Raw genomic sequence first — 17,203 nt, 5'->3', positions numbered from 1 at the left:
AAAGCGTGCGTATTGCCTGAAAACACAACCCGCTACGGGGGAGACTTACCCGAAATCTGATTTATTCAACAAAGCCCTTACCCTTTTGAAAACAAGATGCTCAGAACCAAACAAGGCAATTGCCTGGATTATTACGAAAAGTGATGCAGCAAAAGATATAGCCCCAAAGGCAGAGGGTCCAATATATTTAGCCACATATGAAGTCACAAAAATCAAACCAAATATCGATATTACTTTTTCTAAGATCATCCAAAAGGAATTTCTAAAGACTTTAAGCTTCATTGCAGCACACCTGAATACCCTTCATTACATATTAAAATTTCGACGGATAATTTAGTCATCCTCGACCTTTTTATGATTTGTGATGATATAGTAGTAAGTAAGGATGATAAAACTATCAAGAGTGAAGAAAGATACTGTTGCAGTAAATATCACCAGTATGGCAACATCGTAACTATCTAACTTAAGTATAACAAAAAAGAATACAATACCAACAAACCCCAGAAGCCCCATATCCATGATTAATCCAGATAGACCAACAGCAGGCATCATTCCCTGATCGGCTAGGAACTTAAACACAGGTTGATAATCAACTAGACAATTATAATCAGTATTACATCCATACAAAAGATTACCTATATTCATATGTAGCATCAGATAGGATGCAGACAATCTATGAGCGATTGAGTCATTAGCCGTAAAGTAACTAGGAGAGCCTATATTTAAAAATTGGGCGAGCGCGACAAAAATAATCACAAGGGCGATAAACGTAATAATTACAGGTATTTTTTTCAAGAGTCTTCGCATAGGGTAAAGAATCATAAAAAAAACTAATGATATAGAAGACTTTGATAAACTAAAAGCGTACCCTAAGAAGAAAAGACACTTCTCAGGAAGGCTGAGTTTATGATCTCTTATTCGAATCATGAAACAGATAATCAGAAGCGAGGCAAAAAATCCAGCCTCTCGAGAAAGACCTGACATTCTAGGGAACAAGAACAAAACATACTGATTGGTGTAAGTGTTCGTAGCGAACTCGCCCCAAAAAAACCGCGACATCGAGCTTGGACCAATAATTACTGAATAGGCAGGGCTTATCTGATATGCTATAAACTGTATGACACACCAAAGGATTGATATAAGCATACAAATATAAACTTTATTTGTAATATGGTTTCCTATCTTTAATAAATATGACACACCTAGAATTAAAATGGCCGATTTTACGGCAAGATCAAATCGTAGGAAAAGAACACACATACTTAACCAAACAAATACACAAAGAAGGACCGGTTTAGATATTTTCCTAAGCGTACTTATATATTGATAATCCAGAATAACCAATGGAATCCATAGATAAAAAGTAGTATTTAAAATATATGGGCTTAACGGGCTAGCGATGATAAATAAAGCAATCAAGCATCTCAACAACTTCAGATAGAGAGACTCGCGATTACTTTCACTTATACACATCTCATTTTTCAGCACGGTGGTCATTACATTTCCTTACAAGGAAAATTTCAATCTTGAATAGCATTCAAAAATGCGCCCGCATAACTAGCCACGCGCGCGCCAATCACATTTATTTTAATATGCACCATCTCTACGAAGAACAACATTAACTGTCTTAAATAAGATAGCTATATCATTCCATAAGGCCCAGTTCTTTACATACCAAGCATCAAAGTAAACTCGTGTATCATAATCAATATCGTTACGTCCACTAACTTGCCATAGCCCTGTCATTCCTGGTTTCGCCATTAAATAATAATCCACATCCCCTGCGTAACGTTCCAATTCAGCTTCAACGATTGGGCGAGGCCCAACTAGGCTCATCTCTCCAATGAAAACATTCCATAATTGTGGCAATTCATCCAAACTTGTTTTACGAATAAATGCGCCAATTTTTGTTACCCGAGGATCATTTTTAAGTTTAAAATCTTTATTCCACTCAGCCCGAGCATCTGCATCACTCTCGAGTAATTGAGAAAGTACTTCTTGAGAGTTAACCACCATTGAGCGGAATTTAAGGCATTTAAATCGCTGTCCACTCCGGCCTATTCTCTCATGACCATAAATAGCCTTCCCACCATCTTTAGACACTAAATAGGCCAATAAAATCAATATAGGTGAAAGAAGTAGCATAATAGAAAAAGAGCTTACAATATCGAATAAACGCTTGGTAAATCGTGAAGAACGCTTAGCCAAGTTATTACTGACTCTCAAAATCATCACTTCGTGACTAAAAATAAAAGACATATCCGTGCCATAAAGAGGCACGCCTCGAAGAGTCGGGATCACCGATACAGACCGACAATTATTCTTAGCAAGGTTTTTCAACCACCAATCGCGTAAGCTATGTTGCTCAAATTCTAAAGCGACTATAAATTGAGTATTGTCTATATCAACTAAACGCCATAGCTCTTCCTCACTATCAATGAGTGGTATCCCTAGATAACTTTTTTTATCGGATGACCCCGTGCATACAAAGGCTTCAACTTTAAAACCCAGTACCTCTTCACTTTGTAGTGCAGCATAAGCCTCGAATGCATTTCGACCAGAACCGATAATTATCGTATTTTTTTTCCACAGGTCAAATTTGTTGAGTATACGTTTAGCGACACTCCGGCCAATAGGGACTAAAACAAGGATAATGACCCAAGTAAATAACCATAGAAGGCGAGAGAAATTCCATTTAGAGAAGGCCACCAATGCCAAGTCAAGCACTGAGAAAATTATCAAGGTTCGTATTATTTCTTTCAACTCAAACCAATAGGGTTTTCTATAGGAATAATGTCTTAGTCGCGTCCAGAACCATGTTATACATATAACTGAAAGCACAAAGTGTGACGTAATCCTAACATTCAACTCCTCAGGAAGAACAAAATCACTAGTATGCGTAGAGAATAAACCAATCAATATATAGGCTAAAAATATGGCGACATTGAAAAATACGATATCTGATATGGCTAGGAACATCTTTGGAAAAAGACCGATCCAAAAGTTACTATTTTTTTTCATCAGTTTTACCCATTTTCAAACCCCTTAATTATTTAGTAAAAATCTTTTTTAAATCATATAAAAATTTAATTTTCGCCACTAAAAAACAACAATATCAATAAATTATCTTTTTTCTATTTTCGAATTCATTCCATTTCGCAGTGATATAAGTATCCATTTCTTTTCTAAATCTCTCACAAGAGAAATTCACTGCATGATTACGACAATCCTCTGCATAAATTCTATCTTGTATAGCTTCGAATTGACTCACCGCATCCTTTATTGAATCAGCAGTCTGTTTATCAAAAAAAACACCTGTAGGTTTAGACGCCACACCATACGGTCTAACGGTCTCAAGAGAACCACCTTTCCCAAAAGCTATCACCGGAGTACCACAAGCCTGAGCTTCAACTGGGGTAATACCAAAATCTTCTTCAGCGGCAAAGACAAATGCTTTTGCACGCTCCATATAACTTTGCATTATATCGTTATTTTGATAACCCATGATCTCAACATTTTTACCTGCTTTCATTTTTATTTTTTCTATTTCACTACCATTACCGATCACAACTAGCTTTTTATCGGGCATCGCACTAAATGCTTCTACAATCAGGTCAACACGCTTATAAGGGACCAACCTGGATGCCGTTATATAGAAATCTTCTTTATTCTCCCTGAAATTAAAACGTTCCACATCAACTGGAGGGTATATAACGTCTGCATGCCGACCATAAACCTTTTTGATTCGACGAGCTATAAACTGAGAGTTTGCAACAAAATGATCCACTCCATTTACGGTACGTAAATCCCATAATCGAACTTTATGCAACAACCATTTTGCGAGTAAACCTTTAATACCTTTATCCAATCCTGACTCTCGAAGATATTGATGTTGCAGATCCCATGCATATCGGATAGGAGAATGAACATAACTGATATGCATTTGGTCTGGACCGGTCAATACGCCTTTTGATACAGCATGACTACTTGACAAAATAATATCGTGATGCGACACATCTAGCTGCTCGATGGCCAACGGCATTAACGGAAGGTATTTTTGATAAATTTTCCGAGATCTAGGTAGTTTTTGGATAAATGTCGTAGTTGCGTGCTTACCACTGAAATTATTTCTGGACTCATCCGATAAAAAATCGACCACAGAGTAAAGATCAGCATCGGGATAAAGTTGAATAAATTCTTTTATAACTTTTTCAGCACCAGCATATGTAACCAGCCAATCCGCTACAATGCCAATATTAATTGTCCCCTGGGACATTAGAAATCTCCTTAAAAGAATAAATAATAGAATTTCTTATCATCAGCTATAGACTGTAAATATAGCCATAAAGCAAACTTCAATATTTATTAAAATTTTATTGATTCAGTTGATTGATAAGAGAGTTTAATTTTTTCGCGGAATTACCCCATGAGAAACGCGTAATATTTTCGTAACCTTTATTGATAATTTTAGATCTCTCATCAGGGTTTTTAGCTATGAAATTCATAGCATTTGCAATTTCCCTTTCACTATGCGGGTCGAAAAAAATTGCACTATCCAACAAAACCTCAGGCATAGATGCCGCATGAGAAGATAAAACAGGGCATCCACATGCTTGTGCTTCAAGCGGGGGTATACCAAAGCCTTCATAGAAAGACGGAAAAATGAATGCGTGTGCCGTAGAATATAACTTAGCTAATTCTATATCTGAAACACGACCGAGATACTCAACTCTTCCGTCATTATCACCTAGTGATTCATCAAGCTCGATGCCGTTAAAGTTTTTATTTTTCTCACCAATAATCTTTAACGTGAAATCGTCAAGTTCTTTATTTTTTTTAAAAGCATTGATCAAGCCATGAAAATTCTTATGGTAATTAGGTGATGATACAGCCAAGAAAAAATGCTTTTTATTTTCATTTTGACTTATTGTTTTTTTAAAAATGTCACTCGCCGCATTATAAATAACACTAATTTTTTCTTTATCGTAATGATAAGTATCACTTATTTCGTTTTTTGAAAATTCACTAACAGTGATTAATGAACGGCTTTTCTTTAACATTAGTGGAATTAGAGTATTATATATTAATCTAAATTTCCATGAGTAGCTCTTAGGGTATTTCTTATAAGTAACATCATGATGTGTAACAACTTGATTTTTATACAGAATTGGACCTGTGTTTCCCAAGTTAATCAGAAGCCCTCCTCCATTATTTTTTAAATATTTTGGAAGTTCGACTTGCTCCCAATAATGTCCGCCTCTCTTACCCACAACGATAACATTGAGTTGCGAAGCAATATCATGCCTAAGAATATCTGGAGGTGATAAGAATACGATATCATCTCTTATTTTCTTTAATTCAAGGCTTATTTGCTCTGCAAAACGCTGAACCCCAGTGAGATTTTGAGTCAAAAACCTTGCATTAACATATATCATAATTAACTAAGTACCTTGCTCTATGTGTGTTAAAGCTCTTAGGCATGATCGAAAAAAGTGCATATACCGTACGGCAGGCAGAATTAACTCTGCCTGCCAGTTACTTTCAAAAATTAACTTTTATATTCATACTGATAATAATCATAGTAGTTTGCAGCTCGTCTCTCTACGGCATTCAATATCACACCTTTGATATCAACACCATTTTGTTCAAAGCGACGTATACTAACTTCTATCTCTTTCACAGTGTTCATCGCAAAACGAGCTACCATCAAAGATGTCCCAACATGACGACCGATAATAGCTGCATCTGTTACGGCCAGAATTGGAGGAGTATCAATTAACACTAAATCGTAGTTATCATTACACCAACTTAATAATTGCTCAAGTCGAGACGTCATCAATAACTCAGCTGGATTCGGCGGCACTTGTCCACGAGAAATAAAATCCATGCCGTCAACATCGGTTTTTTTGATCGCTTGCTCAACTGATATCTTATTTGAAAGTATATCAGAAAGACCGTTCGTTCCATCAAAACCTAGTAAACTATGAGAATACCCTTTTCGCATATCAGCATCGATGATAAGTACCCTTTGCCCCGTTTGAGCAATAACAGCAGCCAAGTTGATACTGACAAACGTTTTACCGATGTTCGGACTAGCCCCAGAAACCATTAAAACATTATTTTTGGACTCCATCATTGCAAAATGCAAACTTGTTCTAAGGCTTCTAATTGCTTCTATTGCAAGGTCTGCAGGATTCTCTTTCGATAAGAGATTTCCCTTCCCAGGTTGATGACGCTTCTTATAATTGGCATACGTTTCTTTATCTTTCTTTTGCTGCCATTCAGAGAATGGTATGCTCGCGTATACGTTGATGCCCTCTTGTTCTAATTGTTCTGGGCCTTCAATCCCTTTGTGCAGCATTGTTTTAAGTAAAACAATACTAACGGATATTAGAAGACCGAACATAGATGCAATGATTATGACAAGTGCTTGACGCGGTTTAACTGGTTTTATTTGCGTAATGGCCGGATCGACAACCCGAACATTGCCAACTGTACTAGCTTTAGTAATGCTCAGCTCCTGTTGTTTATTCAACAGTTGCATATAGATTTCTTTTCCCGCATCAACATCACGCGTTAAGCGAATAATTTCTTGTTGCGTTTTCGGCATCCCATTAATCTTTTTATTCAGATTGCCTTTTTCAGTTTCAAGCGTTTTTCGCTTTTCCAATAACGCCCGATAAGCGGGATGCTCTTTGGTATAAAGCTTAGATATCTCAGCCTCTTTGAAAGTCAACTCATTTAATTGGGATTCAGTGGCAACAATCGTATCAAGCATTGATTTAGCTTCCAGCGATAAATCTACAGAAGAGTTCTGTTGCCTAAATAGATTTAATTTATTTTCCGCTTCATCTAATGACGATCTAACCAGAGGTAGCTGCTCCTTCAGGAAGGCTAAACTTTTTGCTGCCTCTTCAGATTTTCGCTCAACATTTTGTAGGAGATAATTATTGCTAATACTTTGAAGGACTTTCTTCGCAAGGTTAGGATCTGGGTTTAAATAACTTAAGCTCAGAACGCCAGTGTCCTTACCTTTATCAACAACTGTTAGCGAATCCAGTATATTATTTATAGCATATATTTGGTGAACTTTCTTTACCAGGAAAATAGTTCCTGGCTGAGCGTCTATCGCGGTAACCAACATGCTTGCATAGTCTGAGCTGGCGAATTCACCAACTTTTCCTTTAAGAATATCCTGGCCGTCTGAATATAGGATATAATTTTCTTTATCAATTACTTTCAATTCCAAATCAGACCCAATTAGGTTATCCCTGAAATTTACTCTCGATAAAGCTATTCTTGGCGTTTCTGCTGACGTTAATCTTGCCCAACCTTTACCAAAAATAGGAAAGCGTTTTACTTCAACAATCGTATCTAATCCTAAATCATCAACTGTCTTTCCGATAACCATTCTTGACTGAATAAGCTCAATCTCAGTAGATGAGGATCCCGCTTCATTACTCTGCATCATTTGCGATAAATCACTCAGAATCGCGTTACCCGTTGGGTTTTCAACCTGTATCAACGCATCTGATTGATAAATAGGAGTTGCAAATATCGCATATACCATGCTTGCAACAGAGAATAAAAGGGTTATTCCTATAATCAACCAACGGTGGTCAATCAACATCCCAAACAATCTGCCGAGATCGATATCATCGTGACTACTACCCGTAGTGCTGGCTCTTTTATTGTCAGTCATTGTAATCTCTATTAATCAATTTAGTGCTTTAGCCCATTTCTGAGCTGATTCAGCCAACAAATTATATACAATCTCGAATACCTCATCACTTTTACGATAAGGATCCACGACCTCTTTTTTATCATTCCAATGACCAAATAGCATGGTTTTTCCGCGAGCCTCCGGTGAATACTGACATACAGCATCGATGTGTCGTCGCTCCATTACTAGGATCAACGAATTTTTTCTACACATGTCTGCCGTTAACTGCCTAGCTATATGCCCGTCCAAACTCACACCATAGTTACTGGCAACCGCTGATGCTTTATCATCAGCACTTTTACCGACCAGTGCCGATATCCCAGCCGAACTCACACTCTTATCCGGTAATAAATCTTTCAGCAATCGTTCTCCAATAGGTGAACGGCATATATTTCCGACACAAACGACCAAAATAGAATCAAACATTTGTCATTTCCTATGGCCAATTACGAATACGCAATGTACCTTCAGTTAAATTATTATAGCTGGATATAGTAGGAGCCAATTGTGAAATCAGACGATTCCAACGAACAATTGGCGCTGCGGTAACATATACTATATCGTAAGGCTGTAATTGAAATTCGGTTCCCATTACCATAGCGGTAGCATCAGCCATATTTAGTTGGTAAATATTTGCAAGCTTGCTTCCTTGAGTGCCACGTAAAGGTCGTATAACAAAAACTCCCGTAGCATCGGACGTTGTCTGGTCAAGACCAGCTGCATTACCAAGTGCTTCTGTTAGCGTCATTCCACTACGATCCATTTTCAGCGTTGCTGGTGTCTTAACTTCGCCCATAACAAACACTTTAAGTTCATCATTACGAGGTACGTAAACAATATCACCTGGGAAAAGAAGTCTGTTCTGTGTTAGATCGCCATTTTGCATCAGCTTCTGCAATGATAAAACTTGTTCTTTTCCCTCATGCGTCAACACAATATTACGCCAATCGGCATTAGCACTTAGCCCGCCAGCAGCATTAATTGCATCTAGAATGGTTAACGGTATGTTGGTAATCGATTGCTGACCCGATTTTTCAACCTCACCAGTTATGTAGGTTTTCTGAGAGCGGAAAGCCGCAATATTCACATCAACTTGAGGGCTTTCGATATACTGAGTTAAACGATTAGAAATTTCAGTTCGAACCTGACTAGCCGTTTTGCCCGCAACCTTGACTTTTCCAATATAGGGATAAAAGATAGTCCCGTCTGCTTGCACCCAGTTACCCGTATCACTAGCGCTACGATACTGCCCGGCAGGTGTTGTAAGTTCAGGATGGTCCCAAACAGTTACGTTAAGAACATCGCCTACACCGATCTTATATTCATAATTTCTAATTGCCTGTTCAAGTGACGCATTAGGTTGAGCTACAACTTTTACGGGCCTGAGCTTGGCAATCAGTGAAGGAGTCAATGGATAAATGTTGACCATATCATCAATATTAAAATCACTATCTTCTTGTTTAACAATGTTTTTGCTATCTTGACTCAAATGCTGTCCTGGGATGACAGTACATCCGGTTAGCATCGTCCCATATACAATAATTGCTAAAGCTTTAACTCTTGGATTTATCATTATTGGTCGCTACCATCTAAATATTGAAGTTGAATTTATGCTAATTGATTTTGAATATGATAGAGTATTTTATCTCGCAGTGCTGCAACTTCATCGCCTGAAACTGCATAAAGGCTATTTTTAGGCAAATAATCTAGCATGCCATCCCTTGCAGCAGCAATGATCGGCACATCCCGTGCTTGGGCTTCTAACATCACAAGCGGCACCCCCTCGAAAAGCGATGGTATTACCAAAAAATCAATATTATGGTTAGTGGCAATACGCCATGAATCGTCAACCCAGCCATGAAACGCTAACACAATGTTTTTTGGCAGCTTATGTTGCATTGCTTTTAGTTTATGTAGATCTGGTCCATCACCCACTACATGCAGTGTAATTTTGTAGTCGCTGATCCCAGTCAATGCGTCAATGAGAATATCGTGACCTTTTTGATGGAATTGTACCCTACCGATAATAAAGATATTTATCTCATCATCATTATCAAGATCTCTCTCTTTACGTTTTTCAGGCATTCCCACCTCACTCACAAAGTTGTGTATGAGTGATACTCTCGCGTTTTTATTTTTTAGTTCTATTTCATGTTTAAAACATTCGGATATTGTGATGTATTCCTCACAAGTTTTATAAATGATCTTTGCGAAAAAATCTTTAAGCGTAGCTAGCTTGGCGCCCATTTTCCTGAAAGAATGCGCATAAGGTATATAGCTAATTATTTTACTACGTAACAACTTTCCTGAAACTATAAATCCAACACCTTGCAAAATATCACCTTGAACCAAAATTATATTTTTTTCCTTTGATAAGGTTTTAATTATTTTAATGCATCGATATAGGTAAAACGGATTAAAAAAGGCGTGTAAAAACTCTGGTTTTGAATCGTTTGATTTGTATGTTTTAAATTCAAAATGGTTTGTTTTTATAATTTTCTCAAGCTTTTTATTATCACTCGGAAAAACGCAAATAATGTCATTGGCGTTCCTATATCCTTGAGACAATATTTTCCTTATTATTCCTAATGCCATTATTTCATGTCCCCCAACAAATTTGCTCGGGAAAATAAAAATCAACTTTCCTTGATTCATTTGAAGAATGAATTTATCAATATCAGCTTTTACGATTTCATCTTGAAAACTATTCATCCAACATCATCCACTATAGTTATCCACAATCGTCATTTCTTTTTTCGTGAACATCATGTATAAAAGGAAGTATAAATAAATTTAAAAACAGTATAAAATATACTGATAGGGGCTAATTATGTTCGATTTCTTGAACCTTCGACCATGTTTTTTACACAAGGAATATTTTCCTTTATAGATTGCTTAACATATATTTTAAAATTTTCAAAAGTAAAGTTATTTAATAAATCATCAATATTCAGAGGCTCGCTACGATTCATTTTATCTTGAAAGTAAAGATGCTTAAGCTTTGATTTATCTAGTTTTTCTTTGTGCGTTAAAATGAACATTTCGTAGCCGATTTTTGCTTTATTACCCGTGGTAATTCTGCCTAACTCGTGGTCAACATTCTGTATATAAGTCGCTTCCAAATGTTTAAAACCTGGGCCGTATAAATCTACCAGTCGGAACCATGCGTCATAATCTTGCCATGCTGGGAACTTTTCATCAAAACCACCAATGCTTTGCAAGTAATCCGTTTTCGTAAAAAGCTGATTGCCAACATGATTTTTAAACCCCATCATATCTCTGCTTATGACCCCACTAAAGTTGCCCATTACTCTCTGGTGAGTACCATAATTCATTATTATATTGCTGCAAACAAAAGCACATTCTTTATCTTCGAACACATCCACAAGGGTTTTAATGCGATTTTCCTTGAACTGATCATCATCATCTAAGCCAGTAATATAGTACCCTTTCGCCGAGAAAATCCCCATATTTCTGGCAGAACAGGCTCCCTGAGGAACTTCACTCCTAAAATATTTAATTCTGTTATCAAAAGTAGACAACTTTGCCACAACATCTTCAGTTCCATCAGATGAGCCATCGTCACAGACAAGAATTTCAATATTTTTATATGTTTGTTCTTGCACTGACCGGATTGCCCGCTGGAGCATTAACTTACGATTATGTGTAGGGATATATACAGATATCAATTTATCTTCTACCACTTTCATTTCCTTAATATATTTAATTGGTAATATCTGATTGAAAATCGGTGATGTAAGATATTGTCATCAGTTTAATTTTCCTCATAGGCCAATTGATAATTAGCCCATGTAGATTTACGTTCAAGACTACGATAGTATCGCGTTAATCCATTGTTTAAACTCAATACCTTGACTTGGATGCCGTAAACCATAGGTCACAAACGCCCGCAGATACCCCATTTTTTCACCACAGTTGAACGACTCTCCCACCAGCTCTGTCGCCTCGACCGGTTTGTGTTTCAGTAATTCAGCAATAGCATCTGTCAGTTGAATGCGTCCCCACGCCCCTGGTTTTGTTTTTTCCAAGATCGGCCAAATATCAGCCGAGAGAACATAGCGCCCTACCGCGGAATAATTCGACGTCAACTGAACTTCACGACCCGGTTTTTCGATAATCGCAGTCATGCGAGAACTTTCACCCGGTTGCAGCTTGCTGGCTTCGCATTCAACTACCGAGTAATCATGTAGCACATGCTCATCGGCTGCCTGAACCAACACCTGGCTCAATCCCGTTTGTTCAAAGCGAGAAATCATGTGTGGCAAATTGTCTTTCTTCAAGTCTGCTTTTGCGTCGTCAAGCAAGACATCCGGCAACAGAACCACAAAGGGTGAATCCCCTACCAAGGGTTTGGCACACAGCACCGCATGTCCCAAACCTTTTGGCTGCCCTTGACGAATATGCATCAACGTTACGCCTTTTGGCGTAATTGACTGTACCTCTTCCAGCAACTGGCGCTTCACGCGCGCTTCAAGCATCGCTTCCAACTCGAATGAGGTATCAAAGTGATTTTCAATCGCGTTTTTCGATGAGTGTGTCACCAGGATGATTTCTTTGATCCCTGCCGCGACGCACTCATTAACAATATATTGAATCAACGGCCTATCGACGATCGGCAACATTTCTTTTGGAATAGCCTTGGTTGCCGGCAGCATACGCATACCCAGACCTGCAACAGGAATGACAGCTTTCAACTTGGTCATGATAATCCTCTTTCAATATTATGATCGTATTTTAAGCCGCAACCATTACTTGCTATTTAGTGTCTGCTTCAACCATTGGGTAAAATCTTCACCCTCGGAGGAGTGACGCAAGCCATATTGCACAAACGCTTTCATGTAACCCAACTTATCCCCACAGTCATGCGACTTGCCACTCATGTGAAAAGCCTCTACGGTTTGAGCACCCATCAACATGGCAATCGCATCGGTGAGCTGGATTTCATCACCTGCACCCGGCAACGTTTTTTCCAACAGCGGCCAGATATCGGCGGACAGAACATAACGGCCCACTACGGCCAGATTAGATGGCGCGTCCTCACGAGCAGGTTTTTCCACTACCGCAGTCATCGGAGTACTCTCTCCTGCCGACAACGCCGCACCACCACAGTCCACCACACCGTACTTCGAAACATCCTGTTCCGGTACCGGTTCCACCATAATCTGGCTATAGCCAGTTTCAGTGAAACGTTGGATCATTTTGGCCAGGTTCTCTTTACGCAGATCGGCTGTCGAATCATCCAACAGGACATCCGGTAACAACACCACAAAAGGATCATCACCGACCATAGGTTTAGCGCATAGAACGGCATGGCCCAAGCCTTTTGCCTGACCTTGGCGCACCTGCATCACCGTCACATCGTCTGGGCAGATAGTCTGTACTTCTTCGAGAAGTTGGCGCTTAACACGTGACTCCAGAACCGCCTCGAGTTCAAAAGAAGTATCGAAGTGGTTCTCAATCGCATTCTTAGAGGAATGGGTAACCAATACAATATCTTTAATCCCAGCAGCCACACACTCATTAACAATGTACTGAATCAATGGTTTATCGACCACCGGCAGCATTTCTTTAGGAATGGCTTTTGTCGCAGGCAACATACGGGTTCCCAGGCCAGCTACGGGGATCACAGCCTTCAGTCTCTTTTGCATGTTTTTCATCCAATCAATAATTTTAACGTAGCCGAACTGAGCCTTATCCAGGACGCTTATGAAAACGAGAATGGAGTGGTGCAGACACGCTACCGCCCCTGGCTCTCAGCTACCAATGCACTGTCATCATTTTCTATGAAGCAACTGGGTAGCCCAATCGCTTTTCAATGTAAATTCAAGGCGATGCTCTTTGCTAAGTGACGTAGATGTCACATAAAAGCAAAAAAATACGTGTTTATAACCAAATGGTGATACTTGTAAATGTTTGTATGGCTAAGATTCTTATACTATTAACTTATCGATACAAGTCTAAGATACTTGCTGAGTACCCTTTTCAGATTAAGACTACCCATCGGCGTGTACTGAACAAAGTGTAGCAGGCCAGATCACATATAACTAATTGATATTTTTAAATTATATTTCCACCATTTCATCTACAATTAACCACTCCCCTTTTCTTAAGACTCATCCCTTTTGCATGAAAAAAACCCTCTGACCGCATAATCTCATCCGACGAGCTCGATGGGAGGGTGATTTTTTATGCATTATTTTGGCTTAACCCCATCCTAGCTTAGATGCACATTGCCAAAGCAAGGTTTAAAAGTTGAATTTTCCCGCCTCAGCACCCATCATTCCCCTGCGGCATAAGCCGTCGAACTTACAGGTGAAATTGGGCGTATGGAATGGATCGCAGATCCAACAATTTGGGCCGGCCTGGCCACTTTGGTCGTGCTGGAAATCGTTCTGGGTATAGACAACCTTATCTTTATTGCCATCCTGGCGGAAAAACTACCAAAACATCAGAGGGATAAAGCCCGCGTCGTCGGCTTATTGCTGGCGCTGTTGATGCGCTTGGCACTGTTGGCGTCCATCTCATGGCTGGCCACGCTGACCCAACCGCTGTTCTTTGCCTCTGGGCACCCTTTCAGCGGCCGCGATCTGATTATGTTGGTCGGGGGCATCTTCCTGCTGTTCAAAGCCACCATGGAGTTGAACGAACGGCTGGAGGGTAAAGATGAAGAACAGCATGGCCCGCGCAAAGGCGCCCGTTTCTGGCCGGTTGTGGCACAAATCGTGGTACTGGATGCCGTATTCTCTCTCGATTCGGTGATCACCGCCGTCGGCATGGTCGATCACCTGGCGGTAATGATGATTGCCGTCTGTATCGCTATCGGGCTGATGCTGCTGGCCAGCAAGCCGCTAACGCGCTTTGTCAACGCCCACCCGACGATTGTTATCCTGTGCCTAAGCTTCTTGTTGATGATTGGTTTCAGCCTGGTTGCTGAAGGATTTGGCTACCATATCCCGAAAGGTTATCTGTATGCCGCCATTGGTTTCTCGGTGATGATTGAGGCCTTGAACCAACTGTCCCAGTTCAACCGGCGTCGTTTTCTGTCAACGGTACGGCCGCTGAGAGAACGAACTGCGGAAGCGGTATTGCGTATGCTGAGTGGTAAACACGAAGAAGCGGAAGTGGACAGTCACTCCGCCAACCTGTTGGCCGATAGCACCAGCGAAAACGGTGAGATTTTCAATCGGCAGGAACGGCATATGATAGAACGAGTGTTAGGCATGGCGCAGCGTACGGTAAGCAGCATCATGACTTCACGCCACGATGTGGAATATCTTGAGCTGAATGATCCACAAGAAAAGCTGACACAGCTACTTGAAAGAAATCAGCATACGCGCATTGTCGTGGTGGAGAACAGTGCCAGCGATGAACCGCTCGGGGTAATCCATACTATTGATGTACTGAAACAGCAACTGGCTCAGGCTCCGCTCGATTTACGTGCGTTAATCCTTCAGCCGCTGATTTTCCCGGAGCAGTTAACCCTGCTGAGCGCGCTGGAGCAATTCCGCCAGGCACAGACGCATTTTGCCTTTGTCGTCGATGAGTTCGGTTCAGTTGAGGGCATTGTGACGCTAACGGACGTGATGGAAACCATTGCCGGTAACCTTCCGGAAGCCGGTGAAGAGGTCGATGCGCGGCATGACATTCAGCAAAATGCTGATGGCAGTTGGACCGCCAATGGTTATATGCCTCTGGAGGATTTGGTGTTGTATCTGCCACTTCCGCTGGAAGAGAGACGTGAATACCACACCTTGGCCGGCTTGCTGATGGAACACAGCCAACGTATTCCTCAAGAAGGCGAACAGTTACGCATTGGTGACTATCTGTTTGAACCACTGGAAGTCAGTAGCCACCGTATTTTGAAAGTGAAGATCACTCCGCTGTCAGTACCAGAGCCTGACTACGAGGTGTAAACGGGGGCCGGGCATCGCCCGGCCACCTGTTACAAATGCTGAGGAACCAGCAGCTCCGTCGCCACAATCACCACGATCAACCCGACAATCACCGGTACCGACGTACGTTTCACGACGTCGAACGGGGAGATTTTCGCCATGCCAGATACCGCCACCACCACACCGGAAACCGGTGACAACGTACGACCCAGATTCGACGCCTGCAGCATGGGGATCACCAAATACGCGGGATTTACCCCCATCTGAGCCGCCAGTTTAGGAATCAGTTCAACAAAAGCATAGAACGGCGCATTTCCCGAACCGGTAGTCATTGCCGCCAGCATGGTAATCACCACCAGCACCAGCATCATGATAATCCCGCCAGTACCAAACGACTGTGCCAAACTGATTAACCCGCTGATAAAACCAACGGTACTCAACCCTTGAGCGAATACGCCCGCAGCGACCAACAGCATCACCACACTGGCAAAAGCGTCCGCCATTCCCCGATAGGCCACTTCAAGACCGGTAAATACCTGTTTGGCACTGAAGCTGCGCAAGAACTCAATCACTGCCGCCAATAACATGCACCCCACCAATACAGTGATGATATGCAGTTCCGGCCCCCACTTACCGTCAAACACCAGCACGCCGAGAATCGGTGTAAAAGGTAAAACAGCGTAAAACCCCGGTGCATGCGTAGTTATTTCACTCACATCCATAATGTGGTGCTGTTCGTTGTTCTTCTTGTCGAGGTAGCGTTGCCAGAAGAAGTGCGCAATGGCCATGCAGACAATCGCCGCAATGGATATCGGTAAGGTAGTTTTAAACGCGAAATCGACCAACGACATTTCCGCAGCCTTTGCAGCCAGCACCACGTCACCAGAGGTAGGTGCAAGGATAATGGCAGCCGGTGAAGCACAGATAGCCGCCGCTGCGCCGCGGCTAATCCCCACGTTGACCATCAGTGGGAATAATGTGGCCATCAGCAGCACACCCAAACCGGTTGCAGAGGAGACAGCCAGTGACATCAGGCAAGCGACAAAATACGCTGCCACCATCAGAAGATAGGGGGAGTTGATCATCTGCAAGGGACGTGAGGCCAGCTTTACGACCACATCATTAGCACCAATGTGTGTCATATAAGCCGCAAATCCGCACAGCATCATGATCATCATGCCAAGATCGCCACCGCGGCTCATCAGCAGGATCTTGACATACTCGATGATATCCGTCGTGCGCCACCCCGTAGATACTGCGCTTGCAGGCAACAGGCTCTTGCCCATCAAGGCACTGATGGCCAAGAGGAGCAGGCCGCCCACCATCAGAACTCCCGTCGCAGAGTAGCCTTTAATGATATAGCGCCCAACGCCCGCCGCCACTATGGCACCAATAAAAAGTTCCAACATGAATTGACCCCAGATAGATGTAGAAAAAATAATATGAATATATCACTGCGGACACTATAAATATTATGTCTTGTACTATAAGTGATAAAAATCAAAGTAAATAGAATTTATCTCACACATTTCACAAACACTAAACCATAAACATAACCAATTGATTA

Annotated in this window: 14 protein-coding genes; 2 read left to right on the top strand and 12 right to left on the bottom strand. The window is 41.1% G+C overall.

Features of this window, described 5'->3' with window-relative positions; translation table 11 throughout:
* On the top strand, positions 1–337 hold a 337-nt coding region (locus AC2FCQ_RS22185; protein WP_490308960.1), incomplete at its 5' end, for a hypothetical protein.
* Here the strand turns inward: AC2FCQ_RS22185 and AC2FCQ_RS22180 are convergent.
* From AC2FCQ_RS22180 to galU, 11 genes are all read right to left on the bottom strand, one after another.
* Complete coding sequence (locus AC2FCQ_RS22180) at positions 334–1,497, bottom strand: hypothetical protein (protein WP_490308961.1); 1,164 nt, start codon at positions 1,495–1,497, stop codon at positions 334–336. The genes AC2FCQ_RS22185 and AC2FCQ_RS22180 overlap by 4 nt on opposite strands.
* 90 nt (positions 1,498–1,587) lie before the next feature.
* Complete coding sequence (gene wbaP / locus AC2FCQ_RS22175) at positions 1,588–3,021, bottom strand: undecaprenyl-phosphate galactose phosphotransferase WbaP (protein WP_490308963.1); 1,434 nt, start codon at positions 3,019–3,021, stop codon at positions 1,588–1,590.
* Positions 3,022–3,115: 94 nt separating this feature from the next.
* On the bottom strand, positions 3,116–4,276 hold the full coding sequence (locus AC2FCQ_RS22170) for a glycosyltransferase family 4 protein (protein WP_490308964.1): 1,161 nt from the start codon (positions 4,274–4,276) through the stop codon (positions 3,116–3,118).
* A gap of 97 nt (positions 4,277–4,373) precedes the next feature.
* A complete protein-coding gene (locus AC2FCQ_RS22165) occupies positions 4,374–5,435 on the bottom strand; it encodes a glycosyltransferase family 4 protein (protein ID WP_490308965.1) in 1,062 nt (353 codons plus the stop codon).
* Between the two features lie 113 nt (positions 5,436–5,548).
* Positions 5,549–7,702 (bottom strand): tyrosine-protein kinase Wzc, encoded by a 2,154-nt coding sequence (wzc, locus tag AC2FCQ_RS22160; RefSeq protein WP_490308966.1) that lies wholly within the window; start codon positions 7,700–7,702, stop codon positions 5,549–5,551.
* 15 nt (positions 7,703–7,717) lie between these two features.
* Positions 7,718–8,149: an arsenate reductase/protein-tyrosine-phosphatase family protein gene (locus tag AC2FCQ_RS22155; RefSeq protein ID WP_061807100.1), complete on the bottom strand. Its 432-nt coding sequence runs from the start codon at positions 8,147–8,149 to the stop codon at positions 7,718–7,720.
* Positions 8,150–8,159: 10 nt separating this feature from the next.
* Positions 8,160–9,296 carry a polysaccharide export protein gene (locus tag AC2FCQ_RS22150; RefSeq protein ID WP_061807098.1) on the bottom strand — a complete coding sequence of 379 codons (1,137 nt, stop codon included), beginning with the start codon at positions 9,294–9,296 and terminating at the stop codon, positions 8,160–8,162.
* Between the two features lie 35 nt (positions 9,297–9,331).
* The gene (locus tag AC2FCQ_RS22145) at positions 9,332–10,435 is read right to left on the bottom strand and encodes a glycosyltransferase family 4 protein (RefSeq protein ID WP_490308967.1); all 1,104 of its coding nucleotides are present in this window, start codon (positions 10,433–10,435) and stop codon (positions 9,332–9,334) included.
* 116 nt (positions 10,436–10,551) lie between these two features.
* On the bottom strand, positions 10,552–11,427 hold the full coding sequence (locus AC2FCQ_RS22140; protein ID WP_490308968.1) for a glycosyltransferase: 876 nt from the start codon (positions 11,425–11,427) through the stop codon (positions 10,552–10,554).
* Between the two features lie 126 nt (positions 11,428–11,553).
* Positions 11,554–12,447, bottom strand: a complete 894-nt coding sequence (locus AC2FCQ_RS22135; RefSeq protein ID WP_490308969.1) for a UTP--glucose-1-phosphate uridylyltransferase — start codon at positions 12,445–12,447, stop codon at positions 11,554–11,556.
* Between the two features lie 45 nt (positions 12,448–12,492).
* On the bottom strand, positions 12,493–13,392 hold the full coding sequence (gene galU, locus AC2FCQ_RS22130; RefSeq protein ID WP_490308971.1) for a UTP--glucose-1-phosphate uridylyltransferase GalU: 900 nt from the start codon (positions 13,390–13,392) through the stop codon (positions 12,493–12,495).
* Between the two features lie 678 nt (positions 13,393–14,070).
* On the opposite strand from galU, the gene AC2FCQ_RS22125 reads away from it, so the two are divergent.
* The gene (locus tag AC2FCQ_RS22125; protein ID WP_265555313.1) at positions 14,071–15,657 is read left to right on the top strand and encodes a TerC family protein; all 1,587 of its coding nucleotides are present in this window, start codon (positions 14,071–14,073) and stop codon (positions 15,655–15,657) included.
* A 29-nt stretch (positions 15,658–15,686) separates the two neighbouring features.
* On the opposite strand, the gene dcuC is transcribed toward AC2FCQ_RS22125, so the two are convergent.
* On the bottom strand, positions 15,687–17,045 hold the full coding sequence (gene dcuC / locus AC2FCQ_RS22120; protein ID WP_490308972.1) for an anaerobic C4-dicarboxylate transporter DcuC: 1,359 nt from the start codon (positions 17,043–17,045) through the stop codon (positions 15,687–15,689).
* Between the last annotated feature and the right edge of the window lie 158 nt (positions 17,046–17,203).

It is taken from the genome of Serratia sp. CoH_134_PS_4 (assembly GCF_058190535.1).
The sequence above is the reverse complement of the archived record's forward strand: the minus strand, read 5'-3'. Positions and strand labels throughout refer to the sequence as shown.

Excerpts from the sequence above, each read along its gene's own strand:
- AC2FCQ_RS22135 (WP_490308969.1), bottom strand. The coding sequence starts at position 12,447 with ATGACCAAGTTGAAAGCTGTCATTCCTGTTGCAGGTCTGGGTATGCGT.
- dcuC (WP_490308972.1), bottom strand. The coding sequence starts at position 17,045 with ATGTTGGAACTTTTTATTGGTGCCATAGTGGCGGCGGGCGTTGGGCGC.
- wbaP (WP_490308963.1), bottom strand. The coding sequence starts at position 3,021 with ATGAAAAAAAATAGTAACTTTTGGATCGGTCTTTTTCCAAAGATGTTC.
- AC2FCQ_RS22165 (WP_490308965.1), bottom strand. The coding sequence starts at position 5,435 with ATGATATATGTTAATGCAAGGTTTTTGACTCAAAATCTCACTGGGGTT.
- AC2FCQ_RS22145 (WP_490308967.1), bottom strand. The coding sequence starts at position 10,435 with ATGAATAGTTTTCAAGATGAAATCGTAAAAGCTGATATTGATAAATTC.
- galU (WP_490308971.1), bottom strand. The coding sequence starts at position 13,392 with ATGCAAAAGAGACTGAAGGCTGTGATCCCCGTAGCTGGCCTGGGAACC.
- wzc (WP_490308966.1), bottom strand. The coding sequence starts at position 7,702 with ATGACTGACAATAAAAGAGCCAGCACTACGGGTAGTAGTCACGATGAT.
- AC2FCQ_RS22155 (WP_061807100.1), bottom strand. The coding sequence starts at position 8,149 with ATGTTTGATTCTATTTTGGTCGTTTGTGTCGGAAATATATGCCGTTCA.
- AC2FCQ_RS22125 (WP_265555313.1), top strand. The coding sequence starts at position 14,071 with ATGGAATGGATCGCAGATCCAACAATTTGGGCCGGCCTGGCCACTTTG.
- AC2FCQ_RS22170 (WP_490308964.1), bottom strand. The coding sequence starts at position 4,276 with ATGTCCCAGGGGACAATTAATATTGGCATTGTAGCGGATTGGCTGGTT.
- AC2FCQ_RS22150 (WP_061807098.1), bottom strand. The coding sequence starts at position 9,296 with ATGATAAATCCAAGAGTTAAAGCTTTAGCAATTATTGTATATGGGACG.
- AC2FCQ_RS22180 (WP_490308961.1), bottom strand. The coding sequence starts at position 1,497 with ATGACCACCGTGCTGAAAAATGAGATGTGTATAAGTGAAAGTAATCGC.